We start from the raw sequence: 22747 nt of genomic DNA on the forward strand, positions 1-22747 counted from the left end.
GGGGACGACGCCGGGGGCGGGCGGTGGTGAAACACCGCACCCGGTCACCGTCGCGGCGCCGGAACGGATGTCCGCCGGGATGATGATCCGGAAAAGTTGGTGCGGGGGCGGCGGGTGGGGCCTGCGGCGCCCCCGATCTCTCGTACAGTTTGCGCCGTGGGATCTCTGCGCAATCCGGTCGGGCCGCTACCCTCCACCATCTACTGGCGTCGGAGGGCCGTTCTGCTGTCCGTACTAGGGCTGTTGGCGATCCTCACCGTCTGGGTCGTCGGCACCGGAGGCGGTGGCGGCCACAACGGCGCCGGCGGTTCGAACGGCAAGAACCCCGCCTCCTCGATCACGCCGGGTCCCTCCGGTTCGGGCCCCGCGATCAGCCAACACCCGGGCGGCCGCGACGAGTCGAGCGGCGGCGGTGACGGCGGCGCGAGCGGCGGCGACAGCGGCGGGGCGTCCGGCGGCGGGTCCGGTGACGGCTCGGGCGACGGTTCGGGCGACGGCTCGGGCGGATCCGGCGGGAGCGCCGGCGGCGGTTCCGACGACGGATCCAAGAACGGCGGCGAGGCGGCCGACCGGCTCCCGGCCGGTTCCACCGTCCCCAACTGCGCTCCGGCGAACGTCAAGTTGACGCTCAAGAGCGTGCGCAACACCTACGCGCCCGGCGAGCAGCCCGAGATCCAGATCGTCGCCAGGAACAGCTCGGGCAGCGAGTGCAAGGTCGATGTCGGCCCGAAGAACGCGGTGCTGACGATCACTCAGGCGGGCAGCGACAAGGACATCTGGGCCTCGGACGACTGCCCCAAGGACACCGCCGGCTACTTCCTGCGCGTGCCGGCCGGCGGACAGGCCGTCCACACGGTGAAGTGGGACCGCAGGCCCGGCGCCCCCGCGTGCGCGACGCCCCCTTCGGGGTCGGCCCCCGCGGGCACCTACCTGGTCGAGGCGAAGGCCCCCGGGCTGGGGAAGGCGCAGACGTCGTTCGTCCTGTCCAAGGACTGAGCACTCCCGCCTGACGGGAGGGCCCTGACGGGAGGGCCCCGACGGGAGCGGGCCCGGCGAGCGTGGGCCCCGACGAGAACGGGCCCCGGTGAACCGGGGCCCGGATCCCCTGACGACACCGCCGGAGACGACCGCTCCAGGGCCTGGAAGCCTCGCTCCAGGGCCTGGAAGCCTCGCTGAAGGATCCGGACGTCGATCTAGACGTACCGCTCCAGGATCGAGGACTCCGCGAGACGGGACAGGCCCTCGCGGACGCTGCGGGCTCGCGCCTCGCCCACGCCGTCGACCGTCTGGAGGTCGTCCACGCTGGCGGCGAGCAGCTTCTGGAGCCCGCCGAAGTGCTCCACGAGCCGGTCGATGATCGCGCCGGGCAGCCGCGGCACCTTGGCGAGGAGACGGAAACCGCGCGGGGAGACCGCGGAGTCGAGCGCCTCGGGGGAGCCGGTGTAACCCAACGCCTTCGCCACCGTGGACAGTTCGAGGAGCTCGGCGTGACTGAGCGCGTCCAGCTCGGACAGCGCCTCGTCGACCGTGCGGGAACGCTTGGCGGTCGGCTCGGGCACGTAGTCCCGGACGACCAGCTCGCGGTCGGGCTCCACGCCGGCGATCAGCTCGTCGAGCTGGAGGGTCAGCAGCCGTCCGTCCGTGCCCAGTTCCACGACGTACTCGGCGATCTCGGTGGCGATGCGGCGCACCATCTCCAGACGCTGGGCGACCGCGGAGACGTCCCGGACCGTGACGAGGTCCTCGATCTCCAGCGCCGACAGCGTCCCCGCGACCTCGTCCAGCCGGAGCTTGTACCGCTCCAGGGTGGCCAGGGCCTGGTTGGCGCGGGAGAGGATCGCGGCCGAGTCCTCCAGCACGCGGCGGTGACCGTCCACGTACAGGGCGATCAGCCGCATCGACTGGGAGACCGAGACGACGGGGAAGCCGACCTGCTTGCTCACCCGGTCCGCGGTGCGGTGCCGGGTGCCCGTCTCCTCCGTCGGGATCGTCGGGTCGGGCACGAGCTGCACGCCCGCCCGGAGGATTTTGGTGATGTCCTTGTCGAGCACGATGCCGCCGTCGAGCTTGCACAGCTCGCGCAGCCGGGTCGCGGTGAACTCGACGTCCAGGACGAATCCGCCCGTGCACATCGCTTCGACGGTCTTGTCGGAGCCGAGCACGATGAGTCCGCCCGTGTTGCCCCGGAGGATCCGCTCCAGCCCGTCGCGCAGTGCCGTGCCGGGTGCCACGGCGCTCAGTGAGGCGCGCATCAGGCCATCGGCACCGGAGCTCCCGCCGGACTTTCCGGGAGCTGCTGCCCGGTCGTTGGCTGCCACTGCACTCCTCCGGTCGCAGGTTTTCGGTCGCCCTCGTTTCGTACGGACGGGCGAGACCAGGGCAAAGTCTACCGGCGCTGCTCCTCGTCCCGTGGGGCCTCTCTGCGACGCGAGCGCGGAAGGACACTCAGAGCCGCGCCGATGTCGGCCACTTCCAGGACCTTCATACCGGCCGGGACCTTGCCGGGATCGGTCGGTACGAGGGCGTGGGTGAAGCCCAGACGGTGGGCTTCGGCCAGCCGGCGCTGGACGCCCGTGACCCGCCTGACCTCGCCCGCGAGCCCCACCTCGCCGATCGCCACGAGGTTCTTGGGGAGAGGCACGTCACTCGCGGCGGACGCCAGCGCCAGCGCGACGGCGAGGTCCGCGGCGGGCTCGGTGAGCTTCACCCCGCCGACCGTCGCCGAGTAGATGTCCCGCTTGCCCAGGGCGCTGATCCGGCCCCGCTGCTCCAGGACGGCGAGCATCATCGAGACGCGGGAGGTCTCCAGACCCGAGGTCGTCCGGCGCGGGGAGGGGATCTGGGAGTCCACCGTGAGCGCCTGGACCTCGGCGACCAGCGGACGGCGGCCTTCGAGGGTGACGGTCAGACAGGTGCCCGGGACGGGCTCGGCGCGGCGTGTCAGGAAGAGCCCCGACGGGTCGGCGAGCCCCGTGATGCCTTCGTCGTGCAGCTCGAAACAGCCGACCTCGTCCGTCGTCCCGTAGCGGTTCTTGACCCCTCGGACGAGCCTGAGGCGGGCGTGCCGGTCGCCCTCGAAGGACAGGACGACGTCCACGAGGTGTTCCAGCAGCCGCGGACCGGCGATCGCGCCGTCCTTGGTGACGTGGCCCACGAGCAGGGTGGACATGCCGCGCTCCTTGGAGGCGCGGATGAGCGCGCCCGCCACCTCGCGGACCTGGGCCATGCCGCCGGGCGCGCCGTCGATCTCGGGGGAGGCGACGGTCTGCACGGAGTCCAGGACGAGCAGCGACGGCTTCACCGCGTCCAAGTGTCCGAGGACGGCCGACAGATCGGTCTCCGCGGCGAGATAGAGGTGGTCGTCGATCGCCTTGATGCGGTCCGCGCGCAGCCGCACCTGGCTCGCCGACTCCTCGCCCGTCACGTACAGGGTGCGGTGTTCGTCACTCGCCGACTTCGCGGCCACGTCCAGCAGCAGCGTCGACTTGCCGACGCCGGGCTCGCCCGCGACGAGGACGACGGCTCCGGGCACCAGACCCCCGCCCAGGACGCGGTCCAGCTCGGGCACGCCGGTGCTGCGGGCGGTGGCCTGACGGCCGTCGACCTGCCCGATCGGCACCGCGGAGGTGGTGACGCGGCCGGGTGCCGTCGTCCGGACGGCGGGCGCGCCGTACTCCTCGACCGTCCCCCATGCCTGGCATTCGGCGCAACGGCCGAGCCATTTGGCCGTCTGCCAGCCGCACTCGGTGCAGCGGTAGGACGGTCGGTCCTTCGCGGTTTTCGTACGGGCAGCCATGACCGAACCGTAGCCGTAGCCACTGACAACCCGGCACGCGCCGGTACGAACCCACCGGGCCCCCGGTTCCGGGGCCCAGCCCTGCCCCTGCGCCCGGTCCCGGCCCCTGCCGCCGTTTCCGGCCCAGGCCCCTGTTCCCGGCCTCTGTCCCTGCCCCGCCCTTGCCCTGCCCTGGCCCTGCCCCGGTCTCCGCCACGGCCGCGCCCCCGCCTCCGGCCCCGTCCGGTGCCCGCTCGCGCGACCCGTGCCGCGAGCCCCCGTGCCCCCGTCCCACCCCCGCGCGACCGGTCCTCGCCCGGGCCCCGCGCCGTCCGATCTGCCATGGACTGCCATCGCCGCCGGTGACGGCCCAGGCCAGGGGTCGGGGGTTCCTGTCCCCTTATGAGGGATCGTTTCACCCGTACGGATTAAATGTGCTCAAGGGGGAGGAAGGGCCCGGCCCCGGGCACCTACGGTCGCACGGGTGATGAGCAGCAGTCCGGAGACCTCCACGCACACCACCGGCGCACACCGGGCGCACGGAGCCGCGCGCAAGCGGACGGCCGTGCCCCGGGGCGCGACCCCCCGCACCCTGGTCCAGCGTCCCCCCGCGCGGTACGAGCCCTATCTGGACGGCCTGTTCACCTACTGCCTGTCCGTGCTGTGCGACCACGACGCGGCCACCGCCGCCCTGGGGGACGCCCTCGCGCTCGCCGAACGGCGCGGCCCTCGCGGCCCCGAGGCCGCGGGCGACCGCAGGGCCTGGCTCTACGCGCTCGCCCGCTGGTCCTGTCTGCGCAAACTCACGGAAGCCCGGCGCAAGCGCCAGGCGGCACACGCCTCCGGGCGGCACACACCCCGCCGGAGCACCCCTCAAGGAGCGGTGGGCGGGGCCCGTGAAGGGGCCGCCCCGGACGCGGCGCACAAGGCCGCCGCCGACCGGCGCGCGGCCGAGGTGCTGAGCGCCGCTCCCGTGCCCGAGGAGGTCCAGGACCACCGCCGCCGCGAACTGTCCCTGCTGGCCTGGCCGGAGGCCGCCGGGACCACCCCGGAGCAGCGCGAGGCGCTCGAACTCGCGGTGCGCCACCAGCTCGCCGCCCACGAGGTCGCCGCCGTCCTCGGCATGGACCTCACCGTGGCGCGCGAACTGCTGGCCTCCGCGGCCTGCGAGGTCGAACGCACCCGGGCGGCCCTCGCCGTCGTGGAGACCGGTGCCTGCCCCAGCGTCGCCCGGCTCACCGGCGACAGCAGGCTCGTGCTGAGCACCACCCTGCGCGGCGAACTGGTCCGGCACGTCGACGACTGCCCGCGCTGCCGCCGCACCGCCGAACGCGCGGTCCCCGGCGCCTGGCCCGGCACCAGCGTCACGCCCGCGGCGCTTCCCGTGCTCCAGGCCCCGCAGGCGGCCCTGTGCACCGCGATGGCGCACGCCCCCCGCGCGCGGAGCAGCGCGCCGCGCTTCGACCGGCGCGGCTTTCCGATGGACCCCAAGGACCACGCCGCCCGAAGAGACCGTCTGCGCGCGCGGGCGGTCACGACGACGATCGTCGCCACCGTGGTCGCCGCACCCGTTCTCGCCCTCTGGGCCGCCTACCGCGGCGCGCCCCTGGCAGGCGAGGGCGTGGACGGCCGCCCGGCCAGCACGAGCGAGGCCCAGGACTCCGAGGGCATGGACGGCGGTCGGTCCGGCGGCTACGAGAACGCCGGGAACGCGAGCGCGGGACCCGGCGCCCGCTCCGCCGCGGGCGGCGGGTCCTCGGACGTGTCCGTCGAGGTCGTCAGCGCCCGCGGGACGACCCCGGGACATCTGGCGGTGGCGGCCGCGACCAGCGGCGACACGACCCTGGTCAAGCTGACCGCGTCCGGCAGCTCGCCGGTCCGCTGGTCCGCGCGCACCGGCGCGGCCTGGCTCTACCTCAGCCAGTCCTCGGGAACCCTCGATCCGGGCGAGTCGCTGACGGTCAAGGTGTACGTCGACCACCTCCGCGAACCGGCGGGCCACTGGACCGCGCGGGTGGCGATCGCCCCGGCGGGCGCGGTGGTCACGATCACCGGGTACGGCAAGGCGGGCGCGTCCCATCCCGGCGGGAAACCGGACCCCGCGGCGAGCACCCCGACCCCCTCGGGGCCGGGTTCCACGCCCGCCGCCACCCCCAGCCAGGACCCGTCACCGACTCCGACCGACCCGACACCGACGGACACCGCCACCGACACGTCCTCCCCGGACCCGGGAACCTCCTCGCCGCCGCCGGGCGACGGCGGCGACCCGGGAACGGGCACGCAGTAGCGCCCGCGCCCACGGGGCGTGGCGCCGGGCCGCTCAGTCCACCGGATCCGCGGGGTGCGGGGCCAGCAGCGGGAGCTGCGAGGCCAGCCGCTCCTCGCAGAGCTGCGCCAGGCGGTCGTATCCCGCCTGTCCCATCAGCTCGACCAGCTCCGGACGGTACGAGACGTACACCGGGTCGCCGGCGCCGTGTGCCGAGGTCGCCGACGTGCACCACCAGTGCAGGTCGTGGCCGCCCGGTCCCCAGCCGCGGCGGTCGTACTCGCCGATGGAGACCTGGAGCACCCGGGTGTCGTCGGGCCGGTCGATCCACTCGTACGTGCGCCGTACCGGGAGCTGCCAGCAGACGTCCGGCTTGGTCTCCAGGGGCTCGCGTCCCTCCTTGACGGCCAGGATGTGCAGCGAGCAGCCCGCGCCACCGGAGAAGCCGGGACGGTTCTGGAAGATGCAGGAGCCCTCGTACGGGCGGGTCTGACGTTCGCCGTCCTCGTCCTTGGACACCCAGCCCGTCTCCGTGCCCACGTCGTGGTGCTGCCAGATCTCCGGCGTGAGCCGGGCCACGTGCTCGGCCACCCGCTTCTCGTCGTCCTCGTCGGAGAAGTGCGCGCCCAGCGTGCAGCAGCCGTCGTCGGCACGGCCCGCCTGGATGCCCTGGCAGCCGCTCCCGAAGATGCAGTTCCACCGGGAGGTCAGCCAGGTCAGATCGCACCGGAAGACCTGCTCGTCGTCGGCGGGATCGGGGAACTCCACCCACGCGCGAGCGAAGTCCAGCCCCTTCTCGTCGCTCTTCTCGGGCTTCCTGGACTTGGCGGCCTTCACCTGCGCGGAGCTTGCGGCCGATTTGTCTGACTTCGCCTTTTTCGTCTTTGACACGCGTCCAGGGTAAGTCGCTTCGGACCGCTCCGGGGACGCTCCCGTGCCCGTCCGCAGGTCACCGTTCGACGTGGGCTTTCGCCCCGCCCCACGTGAACGGCGGTGCTGGCAGTAGCGTTCCGTACATGAGACTCGGTGTCCTCGACGTGGGTTCGAACACGGTGCATCTGCTGGTGGTGGACGCCCACCCCGGCGCCCGGCCGCTTCCCGCGCACTCGCACAAGGCCGATTTGCGGCTCGCCCAACTGCTCGACGAGAACGGCGCGATCGACCCCGAAGGCGTCGACAAGCTGATCGAGACCGTCCAGGACGCCCTGGAGGCCGCCGAGGACAAGGGTGTCGAGGCCCTGCTCCCGTTCGCCACGTCCGCCGTGCGCGAGGCCGGCAACGCCGACGAGGTTCTCGCCCGGGTCAAGGCCGAGACCGACGTCGACCTCCAGGTCCTCACCGGCGCCGAGGAGGCACGGCTCACCTTCCTGGCGGCCCGGCGCTGGTTCGGCTGGTCCGCCGGCAAGCTGCTCGTCCTCGACATCGGGGGCGGCTCGCTGGAGATCGCGTACGGCATGGACGAGGAACCGGACGCGGCCGTGTCGCTGCCGCTCGGCGCCGGCCGGCTCACCGCGGGCTGGCTGCCCACCGACCCCGCGGACCCGGCGGCCGTGCGGGCGCTGCGCCGGCATGTGCGGGCCCAGATCGCGCGGACGGTCGGGGAGTTCAGCCGCTTCGGCGCCCCGGACCACGTGGTCGCCACCTCCAAGACGTTCAAGCAGCTCGCCCGGATGGCTGGTGCCGCCCGCTCCACCGAGGGCCTGTATGTCCAGCGCGAGCTCAAGCGCCGCTCGCTGGAGGACTGGGTCCCGCGCCTCGCCTCCATGACGGCCGACGAACGCGCCGAACTGCCGGGCGTCTCCCCGGGCCGCTCCGGCCAGCTCCTCGCCGGCGCCCTGGTCGCCGAGGCCGCCATGGACCTCTTCGGCGTGGAAACCCTGGAAATCTGCCCCTGGGCCCTGAGAGAGGGCGTCATCCTGCGCCGCCTGGACCAGATGGCATCGGAGTAGAGGGGGAGGGGCGGGGGAGGCACCCCCGAAGGGGGCGCGGGGAACGGCGCGCCCAGCCCCCAGCAAGGGAAGCCCGCCGAGACCCCGGCCCCTACGGCGACGGGCCCCGACCCGCAGGGCCCCTGGGAACGCCCCAGGGGCAGACGGCCCCGCAAGGGGCGCGGGGAACGGCGCGCCCAGCCCCCAGCAAGGGAAGCCCGCCCACCGACACAAGCGCCAACGGCGAGAGAGCGCCCCCCGGAAGGGAAAGCCGCCCACCGACACAAGCGCCAACGGCGCCAGGGCGGCCCCGGCAGGGAAAGCCGCCCACCACCACAAGCCCCAACAGCCCCAGAGCGCCCCCCAGAACGCCCGGCAGGGCCGTGGCATCGATCACAGGCGCACCCGGCCCCAGCCCCCCACACCCACCACCAAGTGCCGACCTCCACCCCCGGCCGGACGCCGGAGCGTCCCAGGCAGGCAGCCCGGAACGCCCCCCGACCGGGGTCCCGGGACACCCCCGCCGGGGCCGGACAGGAGCCCCTCGGCCAAGCTCGCGACCCCCGCCCAACCGCCGGAGGCACCCCGTACGCTGTCCCTCGTGGCAGAACCAGTCGTGCGGATCCCGGATGCGAAGGTCGCGCTGTCCACGGCGTCCGTCTACCCGGAGTCGACGGCGACGGCCTTCGAGATCGCCGCGCGCCTCGGCTACGACGGCGTCGAGGTCATGGTGTGGACCGACCCCGTCAGTCAGGACATCGACGCGCTGCGCCGCCTGAGCGACTACCACCGGATGCCGATCCTCGCCGTCCACGCCCCCTGCCTGCTGATCACCCAGCGGGTCTGGTCCACCGACCCGTGGACCAAGCTCCAGCGCGCCAGGGCCGCCGCCGAGAAGCTGGGCGCGAGCACCGTCGTGGTCCACCCCCCGTTCCGCTGGCAGCGCCAGTACTCCCGTGACTTCGTCACCGGCATCTGGCGCATGGCCGACGAGACGGACGTGCGGTTCGCCGTCGAGAACATGTACCCGTGGCGCTACCGCGACCGCGAGATGCTCGCGTACGCCCCCGACTGGGACGTGACGAAGGACGACTACCGCCACTTCACGATCGACCTCAGCCACACCGCGACCGCCCGCACCGACGCCCTGCAGATGATCGACCGCATGGGCGACCGCCTCGGACACGTCCACCTCGCCGACGGCAACGGATCCAGCAAGGACGAACACCTGGTCCCCGGCCGCGGCACCCAGCCCTGCGCCGAACTCCTGGACCGCCTCGCGCTCTCCGGCTTCGACGGCCACGTCGTCATCGAGGTCAACACCCGCCGGGCGATGTCCAGCGCGGAGCGCGAGGCCGACCTCGCCGAGGCCCTCGCCTTCACCCGCCTCCACCTCGCCTCGGCCGTGAAGGTCCCCCGCGGATGACGGACGCCGCCCCCCGCCGCGGCCGGGGACGCCCCACCCGTACCCAGACCGAGGCGGGCCCCGCCACCCGCGACCGCATCCTCGAGGCCGCCCGCGAGGAGTTCTCCGAGCGCGGCTACGAGAAGACGTCGATCCGCGGCATCGCCAAGTCCGCCGGCGTGGACCCGGCCCTCGTGCACCACTACTTCGGCACCAAGGAACAGGTCTTCGAGGCGGCCATCGAGATCGCCGTCGCCCCCGCGCTCGACGCACCCGAGAAGATCGTCGACGGCCCCCTCGACGGCGTCGGCGAACGCCTGACCCGCTTCGTCCTCGGCATCTGGGAGAACCCCACGAGCCGTACCCCGCTGCTCGCGATCGTCCGCTCGGCGGTGAACAACGACACCGCGGCCGCCGTCTTCCGCCGCCTGGTCGCCGCCCAGCTCCTGCGCCGCGTCGCGGCCGGGCTCGACGTCCCGGACGCCGAGCTGCGCGCGGAACTCGCGGCGGCCCAGCTCGTCGGGGTCGCGATGCTGCGCTACGTCATCAAGGTCGAGCCGCTGGCCTCGGCGGACCTGGAGCGCGTCGTGGGCAGAGTGGCGCCCGTGGTGCAGGGACACCTGACGAACCCATGAGCGAGTGAGGCGTCCGGCACGGCGACCTCACCTCGGCGGACGCCGCCGACCTGCGCGGACGCCCCACCGGGACGGCCGCTGAGCGAGACGTATGTCCCGGGATGCGGACGGCCTGTCCGGATCCTGGAGCACCGGCGTACGCTCGACTTCAGTCTTAACTCTCCGAAGGAGCGAGCGACGATGCCCGAGCTGAGGTCCCGCACAGTCACCCACGGCCGCAACATGGCGGGCGCACGCGCCCTTATGCGCGCCTCCGGTGTACCCGGCGCGGACATCGGACGGAAGCCGATCATCGCGGTCGCCAACTCCTTCACGGAGTTCGTGCCGGGACACACCCACCTCCAGCCCGTCGGCCGGATCGTCAGCGAGGCCATCACGGCCGCCGGCGGCATCGCCCGCGAGTTCAACACGATCGCCGTCGACGACGGCATCGCGATGGGCCACGGCGGCATGCTGTACTCGCTGCCCTCCCGCGACCTGATCGCGGACTCCGTGGAGTACATGGTCGAGGCCCACTGCGCCGACGCCCTGATCTGCATCTCGAACTGCGACAAGATCACGCCCGGCATGCTCATGGCCGCCCTGCGCCTGAACATCCCGACGGTCTTCGTCTCCGGCGGCCCGATGGAGTCCGGCCGCGCCACCCTGGTCGACGGCACGGTCCGCACGCTCGACCTGGTCGACGCGATCTCCGACGCCGTGAACGACAAGATCTCGGACGAGGACATCCTCCGTATCGAGGAGAACGCCTGTCCGACCTGCGGCTCCTGTTCCGGCATGTTCACCGCCAACTCGATGAACTGCCTGACCGAGGCCATCGGCCTGAGCCTGCCCGGCAACGGCTCGGTCCTCGCCACCCACACCGCCCGCAAGGGCCTGTACGAGGACGCGGCCCGCACGGTCGTCGACATCACGCGCCGCTACTACGACCAGGACGACGAGTCGGTCCTGCCGCGCAACATCGCCACCCACGCGGCCTTCGAGAACGCCATGGCCCTCGACATCGCCATGGGCGGCTCCACCAACACGATCCTGCACCTGCTGGCCGCCGCCCAGGAGGCCGGTGTCCCGTTCGGCCTGGACGAGATCAACGAGGTCTCGCGCCGCGTGCCGTGCCTCGCCAAGGTCGCCCCGAACGTCGCCAAGGACCGCACGTACTACATGGAGGACGTGCACCGCGCCGGCGGCATCCCCGCCCTCCTCGGCGAACTGCACCGCGCGGGCCTGCTCAACGAGGACGTCCACTCCGTCCACAGCCCGTCCCTCTCCGACTGGCTCAAGACCTGGGACGTGCGCGCCGGCTCCCCGTCCCCCGAGGCGATCGAGCTCTGGTACGCGGCCCCGGGTGGCGTCCGCTCCTCCGAGGCCTTCTCCCAGTCCGAGCGCTGGGCGGCGCTCGACGAGGACGCCGAGGGCGGCTGCATCCGCTCCGCCGAGCACGCCTACTCCAAGGACGGCGGCCTCGCGGTCCTCAAGGGCAACCTCGCCGTCGACGGCTGCGTCGTGAAGACGGCCGGCGTCGACGAGTCCATCTGGACCTTCGAGGGCCCGGCGGTCGTCTGCGAGTCGCAGGACGAGGCAGTCGACAAGATCCTCAAGAAGCAGATCACGCACGGCGACGTCGTCGTCATCCGCTACGAGGGTCCCAAGGGCGGCCCCGGTATGCAGGAGATGCTCTACCCGACCTCGTTCCTCAAGGGCCGCGGCCTCGGCAAGACCTGCGCCCTGATCACCGACGGCCGCTTCTCCGGCGGAACTTCGGGCCTGTCGATCGGCCACGCCTCCCCGGAGGCCGCGTCCGGCGGCACCATCGCCCTCGTCCGGGACGGCGACCGCATCCGCATCGACATCCCCAACCGCTCGATCGAACTGCTCGTGACCGACGAGGAGTTGGCGACCCGCCGCGAGGCCCTGAACGGCGTCTACGCCCCCGCGAACCGCGAGCGCAAGGTCAGCGCCGCCCTGCGCGCCTACGCCGCGATGGCGACGAGCGCCGACAAGGGCGCGGTGCGCGACGTCTCGAAGCTGGGCTAGCCCGCCCGGCCCGGGCCGGTGAATCTGCGCGAAGGGGCCGTCCCTGCCGGGGCGGCCCCTTCCCGTCTCACCAGCCCGAGGGATCCCGCCCGTCGACGGCGAAGAGGGTGCCGTCGGGGGAGGTGGCGTAGATCTTGCCGCCGCCCGGGAGCGGGGCGGGGAGCGTGCTGACGAGTGAGCCGCGCCGGTCGTCGAGGCGGGCCTTCGTCTGTCCGAGCAGGACGCCCTTGTCCGTGTCCACCGCGATGAGGCGGCCGTCCACGGCGCTGAGGTAGAGACGGTGGCCGGAGACGACGGGCGCCGACGCCTTGGTCACGGACGTCTCCACTCGCCAGAGCTGCTTGGAGGTACGGGTGTCCACGGCGACCAGCGAACCGTCGTTGCCCAGCAGGTAGGCGGTGTCCCCCCGGAGCACCGTCTGCGCCTGCGCCTGCGGGACGCGCAGCGCGGTCCGGTGGAGCGTGCGGGTCGCCACGTTGTAGCGCAGGACCGCGTCGGTGTACAGGTCGACCGAGACCGTGGTGAACCACAGGTTCCCGTCGCGGGCGGCCACCAGGTCCAGCCTCCCCTCGACGCTGCGCCGCCACTTCACGGCCCCGGTCCGCGGATCCACGGCGGCCACCCGCGTCCCCGTCCCGGCGGGGGGTGCCACGGCATAGGCCAACCCGTCGCCGTACGTGTGGAACTGGGGCACGGTCATCCCCGGGATGGCATGCCGCCACTTCTCCTTGCCCGTGGCGGCGTCCAGGGCCGTGACCTTGGAGTCGGATCCGGTGAGCAGGACCACGCTGGCGACCGGGACGAACCCGCCCGTGAAGCGGGAGACGTCACGGCTCCAGCGCGTGGCACCCGTGGCGGGATCCAGTGCGGTCAGCCGGAGCCCGTTCTCGCTGCCGACCAGCAGGAGTCCCCCGGAGAGGACCGGAGCCGGGGTGCTGTACGCGCTCGCCTCGCCCGGGTCGTTCCGCGACCACAGCACCTTGCCGTCGTCCGGATCGACAGCGGCCGCCAGGACACCCGGCCGGACGCAGAGCAGCGCCTTCGGCGTGTACGCGCACTGCGGCTGTCCGCCCGATTTCGTGCCGGAGCCCCTCAGGTCGCGTTCCCACGGCCGGAAGGCGCTCTTGGCGGCGGACGCGGCCGACTGCCGCGGTTCGGGGTCCTGCGGGCCACCGCGCAGACCGGGGACGGTGAGCACGCCGACGGCCGCCGCGGCGACGGCCAGGGCGGCCGCCGGAAGCCGCCAGCGCCGGCCGGGCCGCTTCCGCCCGGCCAGGTGGGTCGGGTCCTCGGACCTCTCCCGTCGCCCCGGCTCCACCGGCCGTACCTGGGGGGCGGGCCGCGCGGACTCCCCGTTGGCGACGCGCTGTTCGGGGATGAACGCCCGGGTGTCGTACGACGCCGAGACCGAACGCAGCGCCGTCATCAGCTCGTCCGGAGTGGGCCGGTCCTCCGGCTCCTTGGCGAGGCACCGCCCGACCAGCTCGACCAGCTCGTCCGGCACGCCGGTCAAGTCGGGTTCGTCGTGGACGACCTGATACGCGACCAGATACGGACTGTCCGAGTCGAAGGGCCCGCTCCCGGTGGCCGCGTGCACGATCACCGACCCGAGCGCGAACACGTCCGCGGCCGGCCCGACATGCCGCGGCCTGCTGAACTGCTCCGGCGCCATGAACGGCGGCGTGCCGATCAACTTCCCCGTCTCGGTGCGGAGTTCGCTGTCGGAGGGACGCGAGATGCCGAAGTCGATGACCTTCGGCCCGTCATCCGCCAGCAGGACGTTGCTGGGCTTGAGATCACGGTGGACGACGCCCGCCCGGTGGATGTCCCGCAGGGCCTCGGCGAGTCCGGCCATCAGATGGCGCAGCCGGGCGGTGGACATCGCCCCGTTCCGCTTCACGTGCTCGGCGAGCGTCGGTCCCGGGATGAACAGGGTTGCCATCCACGGGCGTTCGGCCTCGGGGTCGGCGTCCACGACGGGTGCGGTGAAGGCGCCGCTGACCCGGCGCGCGGCCGCGACCTCCTGACGGAACCGCCCCCGGAACTCGGGGTCTTGGGAGAACTCGGCGTGTACGACCTTGACGGCCAGCCGCAACCCGGAGGCGGACCGCGCCAGATGCACGATTCCCATGCCACCGGAGCCGAGTCTGGACTCCAGCAGATACTGGCCGGCGTAGCGCGGATGTTCCGCTTCCGATTCCGTACCAGTGCTGCGCTGTGGCGGCATCACTCACCCCCGTGGGTTCGACCGCATGCGCGACGCGCAGAGCCTAGTCGATCCTTCGTGCGAAACCCCGGCGGCTTGCTAGCCTCTGCGCGCGTCATGAATGTGGCGCGAACCAAACAATGGGGGAGATCGAAATGGCCACGGAAGAGACAGCCGTCAAGGACGCGCCGGACGCCGCGGAAGCCGAGCCGCTGGCCGCGCAGGCGCTCCGTACGTACCCGCTCGCACCGGGTCACAACGTCAACGTCCGAAGCGGCCCCGGGACCCACTTCAGCATCGTCCGCACCCTCGCCGCGGGTTCGCGGGTCCCGATCTACTGCCAGTGCCCCGGGGAGTCCGTCGCCGGCCCCTACGGCACGAGCTCGATCTGGGACAACATCTCGAACGGCCAGTTCGTGTCGGACGCGTACGTCCAGACGGGCACCGACGGCTACGTCGCCCCGAAGTGCTCCTGACGGACACCTCGGCCGCCGGAGCCATGACCGGGGCGATAATCGTCGTGTGAGTGAAAAGACCAGCACGGGAACCAGCCCCGCCAAGGGCACCGGCACCAGCGAGGGAACCGGATCCGGCACCCCCGCGGGCCCCCGGCCCGAGCCCCTGCGCTTCTTCGGGACGACCTGGGTGGAGCACGACGGCGGCTACACCGGCCGAAGGATCGGCGTGGCCGTCGGCTCCCTCGCCGCCGCGGTGGCCGCCTGCTTCGTGCTCCGCTTCGCCTACCAGGGCCTGGCCATCGCGGACGTGGGCACGCTCGTGATGGTGCTGGTCGTCGTGATGTTCGCGGTGTGCACCGCGCTCGCGTTCGGCCACACCTGGGAGTCCTTCTCCAAGCGCCCCGACCCCGAGCGCCAGGCCAAGCTGCGCGGCCTCCTCACCATCGGCTTCGTAGGCTCCCTCCTCGCCTACTTCTTCCGCTCCCTCTCCGAGGCCCCGGGCGAGAAGCTCCACCGCGAGGAGTACGAGACGGCCAGGGAGCAATACCTCCGCCGCACCACGCGCCGCGCAGGCAACCCCGCGAAGAAGCGCCGCCGCACCTGACGGCACCCGCGCCCGGGACCCGGCGCCAGTACCGGGACCGTCCCCCACGCCGCACCGGCGCCCGGAGACGCCCGGAGACGCCCGGATCCGGCACGGCCCCCACGCCGCACCCGCAGTCGGCGACGCACGGGAGGGGACGTGCCGGTACATCAAATGCCCGCAGGCCGGACGGATCGACACCCACCCGCACCGCTCGACCCCGCTGAGATCCGTTCGGATGCGGGCGGATGTACCGGCGCGGCCCCGACCCCCCACCGGACCGCCCCGCGAACACCAGCGAGAGCGCCGGCGCACGGCCCGCCCCCCAGGGCCCGCCCCCAGGGCCCGCCCCCACGGGCCGGCACCGCGCACCCAGGGCGCCGCAAAAAACCCCTACCCCGGCCCCGCACGACCCGCGATCATGCCCTCATGACGCCCTCCCCGCACACCGAGCGCGCCCACTCCTTCAACGCCGCCGCGGCCCAGTACGCCGCCAACCGCCCCTCGTACCCGCCCGCCCTCTTCGACGCCGTCGAGGCACTCGCGGGCCGGTCCCTGAGCGGCGCCAAGGCCGCCGACGTAGGCGCGGGCACCGGCATCTCGACGGGCCTCCTGCACGGCCGCGGCGCGGACGTCCTCGCCGTGGAGCCCGGCCCCGGCATGGCCGCGGAGTTCCGACGCGTCCACCCTGGTCTCCCGATCGTGCGGGGCAGCGGCGACGCCCTGCCCCTCGCCGCCGCCTCAATGGACTTCCTCACCTACGCCCAGTCCTGGCACTGGACCGAACCGAGCCGCTCGGTTCCGGAGGCGCTGCGCGTCCTGCGCCCCGGCGGCGCACTGGCCCTGTGGTGGAACACCGAGGACCCGACCGTCCCGTGGATCGAGGCGGCGGCCCGCAGAGCCGAGCGCTTCCTCGGCCTGGACGAGAAGGACCGGAAGGCGGAGAAGAGCCCCGCCTCCACCCGCCCCGCCCACTCCCTGGCCGCCGACCCCACCGGCACCCTCTCCTTCGCCCACCGCCAGGTCCGCTGGAGCCGGCGCGTCCCGGTGGACACCCGCCTCGCCAACATCGGCAGCCACTCGCAGTTCCTGGTCCTCGGCGAGGAAGCCACCAGCACGTTCTTCGCCGAGGAACGGAACCACCTCCTCCAGGCCTTCCCGGAGGGGTTCGTGGAGGAGGCCTACGTCGTGGAGCTGCTGGTGGCGATCCGCTCGTGACCCCGCCCGGCGGCCCACGCGTCGAGGGCCGTCGCACACGCGTGGTCCACGTGCCGCAGTCCGCCCAGCTCCAGCCGTACGACCCGGTCGTGCGGCAACGCCTCCAAGGCGTCCAGCAGCTTCGGCAGCCGCAGGAAGGTGGCGTTGCCGACGACCCGTACGACCATTCCCGCGGCCCCCCGGTCCTCGGTCTCCACGTGCACATGGCTGATGTCCCAGGCGGTCTTGGCCACGGCGAGCGCGAGCCCGACCAGCACCCCCTCGAACAGGTTCCCGACCACGATCGCCACCGCGGTCACCGCGAGGACGACCACCTCACCGCGATGCCCGCGCCACAGCGTCCGCAGCTCCCGCACCGGCACGAGCTTGCACCCCGCGTGCACCAGCAGCGCCGCGAGCGCCGCCACCGGGATCAGCCCGAGCACCGCGGGCACCACGGCCGTGAAGAGCAGCAGCCACACCCCGTGCAGCACCCGCGACGCCTTGGTCTGCGCCCCGGCGTGCACGTTGGCCGCGCTCCGCACGATCACGGCGGTCATGGGCAGCGCCCCGAGGATCCCGCACACGGTGTTCCCGGCGCCCTGCGCGATGAGCTCGCGGTCGTAGTCGGTGCGCGGTCCCCGGTGCAGCCGGTCCACCGCCGCCGCGCTGAAGAGCGACTCCGCGGAGGCGATCAGCGCGAACGCCAGCACGGTCCCGATCACCCCCACGTCCGAGAGCCGGCCCAGATCATCGACCGACGGCGTCCGCACGGCGTCGAACAGCCCCTGGACCTCGACGCGTCGCACGGCGAGATCGAAGACCCCGGTCACGGCCGAGGCGAGCCCCACCGCGAGGAGCGGCGCCGGCACCATCCGCGCACCCCGCCGCCAGCGCGGCCACAGCAGCAGTACGGCGACGGTGGCGCCCCCGACGGCCAGCGCCACGGGATCGGCGGCACCGGCCAGCGACACCAGACCGGCGATCTTCCCGAGCCCGCCGGAGGGCGCGGCCGCGTCGCCCATGGCGTACACCTGACCGGCGATCAGCACGAGTCCGATCCCGGCGAGCATCCCGTGCACGACGGCCACGGACACGGCCCGGAACCACCGGCCGAGCCGCAGCACCCCGAGCCCGAGCTGCACGAGACCGGCGCCGAGCACCAGCACGCCCAGCGCCTGGACCCCGTACGACTGCACGGCCTCGTACACCAGGACGGTCAGCCCGGCCGCGGGCCCGCTCACCTGCAGACTGCTTCCGGGCAGCGCCCCGGCGACCAGCCCACCGACGATGCCGGTCACCAGCCCCAGCTCGGCGGGCACACCGGACGCCATGGCGACCCCGACGCACAGGGGGAGCGCCACCAGAAAGACGACGAGGGACGCGAACAGATCGGCTTTGCGCAACACGACAGCACCTCCGGTCGACAGCGGGAGATGCGTGGGTGCCGTGCCGGGGGAGGGCACGGCGGACCCGGCGACCCGGCACGGAGCCGTTTCGCACAGTGAAATCCATTGTCAGGTAAGCCCGTTGATCGCGCAGCCCCTCCGGGCCGCTGTCACGCGAACGCGGGAGCGCGCGGTTCGGCGACGCCGCGGACGATCTCCGTCCGTTCGCGCCGACGCACGCTGACGTGCGCCGACGCACGCCCGCGCCGCCCGGCGCCCGCCCGCAGGGCGAGGACCGCGAGGCCGACCGCGCACGCCCGCGCCGCCCGCCCGAGGACGAGGACCGCGAGGCCGACCGCGCACGCCCGCGCCACCCGCCGCCCGCCCGCAGGGCGAGAACCGCAAGGCCGATCGCCGGGCCGGCCGCACGACCGACCGCACGACCGACGGCACGACCGACCGCAACGCCCTTGACCGGCGCACCTCACGAGAGGAATATTCATCACGCGATGATTATTCGTCCGCGTCCGCCCCACCCCACAGGAACCCCCGTGCCTCTTTCCCCGCCCGCCGTCCGCGCCGAAGGCCTCACGGTCGTCCGCGGCACCCGCACCGTCCTGCACGGTCTCGACTTCACCGTCCCGCGCGGCCAGATCACCGGCCTGCTCGGCCCCTCCGGCTGCGGCAAATCCACCCTCATGCGCGCGACGGTCGGCACCCAGGCCAAGGTCGGCGGCACCCTCGAAGTCCTCGGCCGCCCCGCCGGCGACGCCGCACTCCGCTCCCGCATCGGCTACGTCACCCAGGCGCCCTCCGTCTACGACGACCTGAGTGTCCGCCAGAACCTCGCCTACTTCGCCGCGATCCTCGACCCGGGCCGGGCCGCCGCCGAACGCCGTCACCAGGACGTCACCCGCGTCATCGACGACGTCGACCTCGCCTCCCACGCCGACTCCCTCGCCGGCAACCTCTCGGGCGGCCAGCGCAGCCGCGTCTCCCTCGCCGTCGCCCTCCTCGGCGCCCCGGAACTCCTCGTCCTCGACGAACCGACCGTCGGCCTCGACCCCGTCCTGCGCCGCGACCTGTGGAACCTCTTCCACTCCATCGCGGAGGAACGCGGCACGACCCTCCTCATCTCCTCCCACGTCATGGACGAGGCCGAGCGCTGCCACCGGCTCCTCCTGATGCGCGAGGGCGGACTCCTCGCCGACGACACCCCCGACGCCCTCCGCGAACGCACCGGCTCGGACACCGTCGAAGCCGCCTTCCTCCACCTCGTCGACGAGGCGGTCGCCGCCGCGCGCGAACCCGCGCCGACCACGACCGAGAAGTCCCCGGCCGCGCAGTCCCCGGCCACCGGCCCCGACTCCCGCGAGGAGACCGTCCGATGAGTTCCACCGCGGCCACGAGCCCCACCCCGCACCCCACCCCCACGGGCCCCGGGACGCCGGAGGAACCCGCACCGGCGTCCCGCCCGAGCGCGCTCAACCTCTCCCGCACCACGGCCACCGCGGCCCGCGCCCTGCGCCAACTGCGGCACGACCCGCGCACCATCGCGCTGATGATCCTCGTCCCCTGCGTGATGCTGGTCCTGCTCCGCTACGTCTTCGACGGCAGCCCGGGCACCTTCGACTCCATCGGCGCGTCCCTCCTCGGGATCTTCCCGATGATCACGATGTTCCTGGTGACCTCGATCGCGACCCTGCGCGAGCGCACCTCCGGCACCCTCGAACGCCTCCTCGCCATGCCCCTGGGCAAGGGCGACCTGATCGCCGGATACGCCCTCGCCTTCGGCGCGATCGCCATCGTCCAGTCCACCCTGGCCACCGGACTCGCGGTCGGGTTCCTCGGCCTGGACGTCACGGGCTCCCCCTGGCTGCTCCTGCTGGTCGCCCTCCTCGACGCCCTGCTCGGAACGGCCCTCGGCCTCTTCGTCTCGGCGTTCGCCGCCTCCGAGTTCCAGGCCGTCCAGTTCATGCCGGCGGTGATCTTCCCGCAGCTCCTCCTGTGCGGCCTGTTCACCCCGCGCTCGAACATGCACCCCGTCCTGGAGGCCATCTCCGACGTCCTGCCGATGTCGTACGCCGTCGACGCCATGAACGAGGTCCTCCACCACACCGACATGACCGCGACCTTCGTACGCGACGCGCTGATCGTCGCCGGGAGCGCGCTGCTGGTCCTGGGACTCGGAGCGGCGACCCTGCGGCGCAGGACTCCCTAGGGCGTGTCCGAACGGGCGGACGGACCGAGGTGCCGTCCGCCCACCGGACATCCCACCCGCCCCCGTGAACCCGGTGGGAGGATGAACGCGGACGACTCAACCCCCGGAGGGCACCCGCAACCATGCCTCAGAAAGTCGCAGTCCTCGGCACCGGCAAGATCGGCGAAGCCCTGCTCAGCGGAATGATCCGAGCCGGCTGGGCCCCCACCGACCTCCTGGTCACCGCCCGCCGCCCGGAGCGGGCCAGGGAACTCCAGGAACGCCACGGCGTCACCCCGGTCGGCAACGCGGAAGCGGCGAAGACCGCCGACACCCTGATCCTCACGGTCAAACCGCAGGACATGGGCGCCCTCCTCGACGAACTCGCCCCGCACATCCCCGCCGACCGGCTGATCATCAGCGGCGCGGCGGGCATCCCGACCTCCTTCTTCGAGGAGCGCCTGGCCCCCGGCACCCCCGTCGTCCGCGTCATGACGAACACGCCCGCCCTCGTCGACGAGGCCATGTCCGTCATCTCGGCCGGCAGCCACGCCACGGCCGCGCACGTGGCGTACGCCGAGGAGGTCTTCGGCGCGGTCGGGAAGACGCTCCTCGTCCCCGAGTCGCAGCAGGACGCCTGCACCGCCCTGTCCGGTTCGGGTCCCGCGTACTTCTTCTATCTCGTCGAGGCCATGACGGACGCGGGCATCCTGCTCGGCCTGCCCCGCGACAAGGCGCACGACCTGATCGTCCAGTCCGCGATCGGCGCAGCCGTGATGCTCCGCGACAGCGGCGAGCACCCGGTGAAGCTCCGCGAGAACGTCACCTCTCCCGCGGGCACCACGATCAACGCCATCCGCGAACTCGAGAACCACGGCGTACGCGCCGCACTCATCGCGGCACTGGAAGCGGCCCGCGACCGCAGCCGCGAACTCGCCTCCGGAAACGGCTGACACCCGCCCCGCTCCGACAGGCCCCCGGCACCGAGCCGTCCTCGGCGCCGGGGTCCGACCAGGAGCCGAGGACGACCGCCGGTCCGGCTATCCGGCCGAGGGCGCCAGCAGCCCGATGGCCTCGTACGCCGAATCCACCGTCGGCCGGGCCATCTCCCTGGCCCGCCGCGCGCCCTCCCGCAACACCCCCTCCACATGGGCGGGATCCGCGCACAACTCCTTGTGCCGCTCCTGCACGGGCCTGAGGAGTTCGACCACCGCGTCGGCGGTGTCCTTCTTCAACGCCCCGTACGACGCGTACCCGCCGCTCAGGACTTCGGGGTCGCCGCCCTCGCACGCGGCGAGGATCTCCAGCAGATTCGAGACCCCGGGCCGGGTCTCCGGGTCGTAGGCGACGTCCTGCCCGCTGTCCGTCACCGCGCGCATGATCTTCTTCCGTACGGCGTCCGGCTCGTCGAGCAGATAGACGACACCGGGTCCGACGTCATCGCTCTTCCCCATCTTCGACGTCGGCTCCTGAAGGTTCATGACGCGCGCCGCGACCTGCGGCCGGGTGGCCCGAGGCACCGTGAACGTGTGCCCGTAGCGCTGGTTGAACCGCATCGCCAGATCCCGGGTCAGCTCGACGTGCTGCGTCTGGTCGTCCCCGACCGGCACCTCGTCGCTCCCGTACGCCAGGATGTCGGCCGCCATGAGCACGGGATACGTCAGCAGTGACAGCCGCACGCTCCCGCCGCGTTTCCGCTCCTGGGCCGCCTTCTCCTTGTACTGGATCATGCGCCGCATCTCGCCGTCGGTCGCGACGCACTCCAGCACGTACGACAACCGCGCGTGCTCGTCCACATGACTCTGTACGAAGACGGTGCACAGCTCGGGATCGAGTCCCGAAGCCAGCAACAAGCTGGCCGCCTGTCGGGTGAGCCTGCGGACGCGCCCCGGATCGTGGTCCACGGTCAGCGCGTGCAGGTCGACGATGCAGAACAGGGCCTCGGCCCGGTGCTGGTCGACCTCGGCCCAGCGGCGCACGGCGCCCAGATAGTTCCCCAGCGTCAGATGCCCGGTCGGCTTGACCCCACTGAAGATCCGCGTCATCTCACAACCTCCTGGTCGAGGCTGCCGCGTCCGCCGGCCGGCTCCCCAGGAGGGGCAACGAAAAACGGCCGCCGAGGCGGCGGCCGTTGAGTACATACGTGTGTACGGCCGCCGTCAGGCGGCCCACCACTGCTGGGCGCACGTACGTGTAGTCATGCACGTCAGCGTACGCCTCGGAGGGCCCGTCCGGACCTCGGTTGACACGACCCGGGCCCATCCGTAGTGTTCTCCGAGTTGTCCGACGTGAGCGTCGACTCCGGTCGGTCCCCGGACAGCCATTCCGCACCAGCATCCAACGATCGACGACTCGTCGTCGCCTCGTTTTCATGCGTGTTTGCGAAATGAGGATTCCGCGTTCGAAAGAGCGCCACCCCGATTAGCTCGGGAGCCGCGAATCCGCTAATGTCTCACTCGTCGGAACGGCCCAACAGCCGCGAGGACAAACCCCGCTGACTGGGAGTCAGGCCCGAAAGGTTCTGATAGAGTCGGACTCGCCGGAAAGGGAAACGCGAAAGCGAGAACCTGGAAAGCGCCGAGGAAATCGGATACGGAAACGGTCTGATAGAGTCGGAAACGCAAGACCGAAGGGAAGCGCCCGGAGGAAAGCCCGAGAGGGTGAGTACAAAG

Annotated in this window: 19 protein-coding genes; 12 read left to right on the forward strand and 7 right to left on the reverse strand. The window is 72.7% G+C overall.

What is annotated here, in order from left to right; all coding sequences use genetic code 11:
* Positions 1-156 precede the first annotated feature (156 nt).
* Positions 157-996 (forward strand): hypothetical protein, encoded by an 840-nt coding sequence (locus ACZ4TO_RS25500; protein ID WP_468025295.1) that lies wholly within the window; start codon positions 157-159, stop codon positions 994-996.
* Between the two features lie 197 nt (positions 997-1193).
* Here the strand turns inward: ACZ4TO_RS25500 and disA are convergent, their stop codons facing one another.
* Both disA and radA read right to left on the reverse strand, forming a co-directional pair.
* Positions 1194-2318 carry a DNA integrity scanning diadenylate cyclase DisA gene (gene disA, locus ACZ4TO_RS25505; protein WP_103552408.1) on the reverse strand — a complete coding sequence of 375 codons (1125 nt, stop codon included), beginning with the start codon at positions 2316-2318 and terminating at the stop codon, positions 1194-1196.
* Positions 2319-2386: 68 nt separating this feature from the next.
* Entirely contained in the window at positions 2387-3796 is a 1410-nt protein-coding gene (radA, locus tag ACZ4TO_RS25510; protein WP_382784168.1) for a DNA repair protein RadA, read from the reverse strand.
* Between the two features lie 466 nt (positions 3797-4262).
* On the opposite strand from radA, the gene ACZ4TO_RS25515 reads away from it, so the two are divergent.
* Positions 4263-6062 (forward strand): BACON domain-containing protein, encoded by a 1800-nt coding sequence (locus tag ACZ4TO_RS25515; RefSeq protein ID WP_468025296.1) that lies wholly within the window; start codon positions 4263-4265, stop codon positions 6060-6062.
* 33 nt (positions 6063-6095) lie between these two features.
* On the opposite strand, the gene ACZ4TO_RS25520 is transcribed toward ACZ4TO_RS25515, so the two are convergent.
* A complete protein-coding gene (locus ACZ4TO_RS25520; RefSeq protein WP_468025297.1) occupies positions 6096-6932 on the reverse strand; it encodes a DUF3109 family protein in 837 nt (278 codons plus the stop codon).
* A gap of 125 nt (positions 6933-7057) precedes the next feature.
* Here ACZ4TO_RS25520 and ACZ4TO_RS25525 point away from each other — a divergent pair, with 125 nt between their 5' ends.
* The 4 genes from ACZ4TO_RS25525 (at position 7058) to ilvD (ending at position 12043) form a co-directional block, all read left to right on the forward strand.
* Positions 7058-7990, forward strand: coding sequence for a Ppx/GppA family phosphatase (locus tag ACZ4TO_RS25525; protein ID WP_382784178.1), 933 nt, complete (start codon positions 7058-7060; stop codon positions 7988-7990).
* Positions 7991-8570: 580 nt separating this feature from the next.
* On the forward strand, positions 8571-9395 hold the full coding sequence (locus ACZ4TO_RS25530; protein WP_382784181.1) for a sugar phosphate isomerase/epimerase family protein: 825 nt from the start codon (positions 8571-8573) through the stop codon (positions 9393-9395).
* Positions 9392-10009: a TetR/AcrR family transcriptional regulator gene (locus ACZ4TO_RS25535; protein ID WP_385043384.1), complete on the forward strand. Its 618-nt coding sequence runs from the start codon at positions 9392-9394 to the stop codon at positions 10007-10009. The genes ACZ4TO_RS25530 and ACZ4TO_RS25535 overlap by 4 nt, the downstream gene beginning before the upstream one ends.
* Positions 10010-10189: 180 nt before the next feature.
* Entirely contained in the window at positions 10190-12043 is a 1854-nt protein-coding gene (ilvD, locus tag ACZ4TO_RS25540) for a dihydroxy-acid dehydratase (RefSeq protein WP_468025298.1), read from the forward strand.
* Positions 12044-12110: 67 nt separating this feature from the next.
* On the opposite strand, the gene ACZ4TO_RS25545 is transcribed toward ilvD, so the two are convergent.
* Complete coding sequence (locus ACZ4TO_RS25545; protein WP_468025299.1) at positions 12111-14270, reverse strand: protein kinase domain-containing protein; 2160 nt, start codon at positions 14268-14270, stop codon at positions 12111-12113.
* A 134-nt stretch (positions 14271-14404) separates the two neighbouring features.
* On the opposite strand from ACZ4TO_RS25545, the gene ACZ4TO_RS25550 reads away from it, so the two are divergent.
* From ACZ4TO_RS25550 to ACZ4TO_RS25560, 3 genes are all read left to right on the forward strand, one after another.
* Positions 14405-14725 carry a peptidase gene (locus ACZ4TO_RS25550; protein ID WP_382784192.1) on the forward strand — a complete coding sequence of 107 codons (321 nt, stop codon included), beginning with the start codon at positions 14405-14407 and terminating at the stop codon, positions 14723-14725.
* A gap of 46 nt (positions 14726-14771) precedes the next feature.
* Positions 14772-15311, forward strand: a complete 540-nt coding sequence (locus tag ACZ4TO_RS25555) for an EamA/RhaT family transporter (protein WP_382784195.1) — start codon at positions 14772-14774, stop codon at positions 15309-15311.
* Positions 15312-15719: 408 nt separating this feature from the next.
* Complete coding sequence (locus ACZ4TO_RS25560; RefSeq protein WP_382784198.1) at positions 15720-16508, forward strand: class I SAM-dependent methyltransferase; 789 nt, start codon at positions 15720-15722, stop codon at positions 16506-16508.
* On the opposite strand, the gene ACZ4TO_RS25565 is transcribed toward ACZ4TO_RS25560, so the two are convergent.
* Positions 16472-17893 carry a SulP family inorganic anion transporter gene (locus tag ACZ4TO_RS25565; protein WP_468025320.1) on the reverse strand — a complete coding sequence of 474 codons (1422 nt, stop codon included), beginning with the start codon at positions 17891-17893 and terminating at the stop codon, positions 16472-16474. The two genes, ACZ4TO_RS25560 and ACZ4TO_RS25565, sit on opposite strands and share 37 nt — an antisense overlap.
* A 152-nt stretch (positions 17894-18045) precedes the next feature.
* A complete protein-coding gene (locus ACZ4TO_RS25570; protein ID WP_468025300.1) occupies positions 18046-18249 on the reverse strand; it encodes a hypothetical protein in 204 nt (67 codons plus the stop codon).
* Positions 18250-18384: 135 nt separating this feature from the next.
* On the opposite strand from ACZ4TO_RS25570, the gene ACZ4TO_RS25575 reads away from it, so the two are divergent.
* The 3 genes from ACZ4TO_RS25575 (at position 18385) to proC (ending at position 21028) form a co-directional block, all read left to right on the forward strand.
* Complete coding sequence (locus ACZ4TO_RS25575; protein ID WP_468025301.1) at positions 18385-19266, forward strand: ABC transporter ATP-binding protein; 882 nt, start codon at positions 18385-18387, stop codon at positions 19264-19266.
* Positions 19263-20096, forward strand: a complete 834-nt coding sequence (locus ACZ4TO_RS25580; RefSeq protein ID WP_468025302.1) for an ABC transporter permease — start codon at positions 19263-19265, stop codon at positions 20094-20096. The genes ACZ4TO_RS25575 and ACZ4TO_RS25580 overlap by 4 nt, the downstream gene beginning before the upstream one ends.
* 122 nt (positions 20097-20218) lie before the next feature.
* The gene (proC, locus tag ACZ4TO_RS25585; protein ID WP_382784207.1) at positions 20219-21028 is read left to right on the forward strand and encodes a pyrroline-5-carboxylate reductase; all 810 of its coding nucleotides are present in this window, start codon (positions 20219-20221) and stop codon (positions 21026-21028) included.
* Positions 21029-21115: 87 nt separating this feature from the next.
* Here proC and trpS read toward each other — a convergent pair whose 3' ends face one another.
* A complete protein-coding gene (gene trpS / locus ACZ4TO_RS25590) occupies positions 21116-22120 on the reverse strand; it encodes a tryptophan--tRNA ligase (protein WP_385043378.1) in 1005 nt (334 codons plus the stop codon).
* Between the last annotated feature and the right edge of the window lie 627 nt (positions 22121-22747).

This window comes from Streptomyces sp. NPDC028298 (assembly GCF_055565895.1).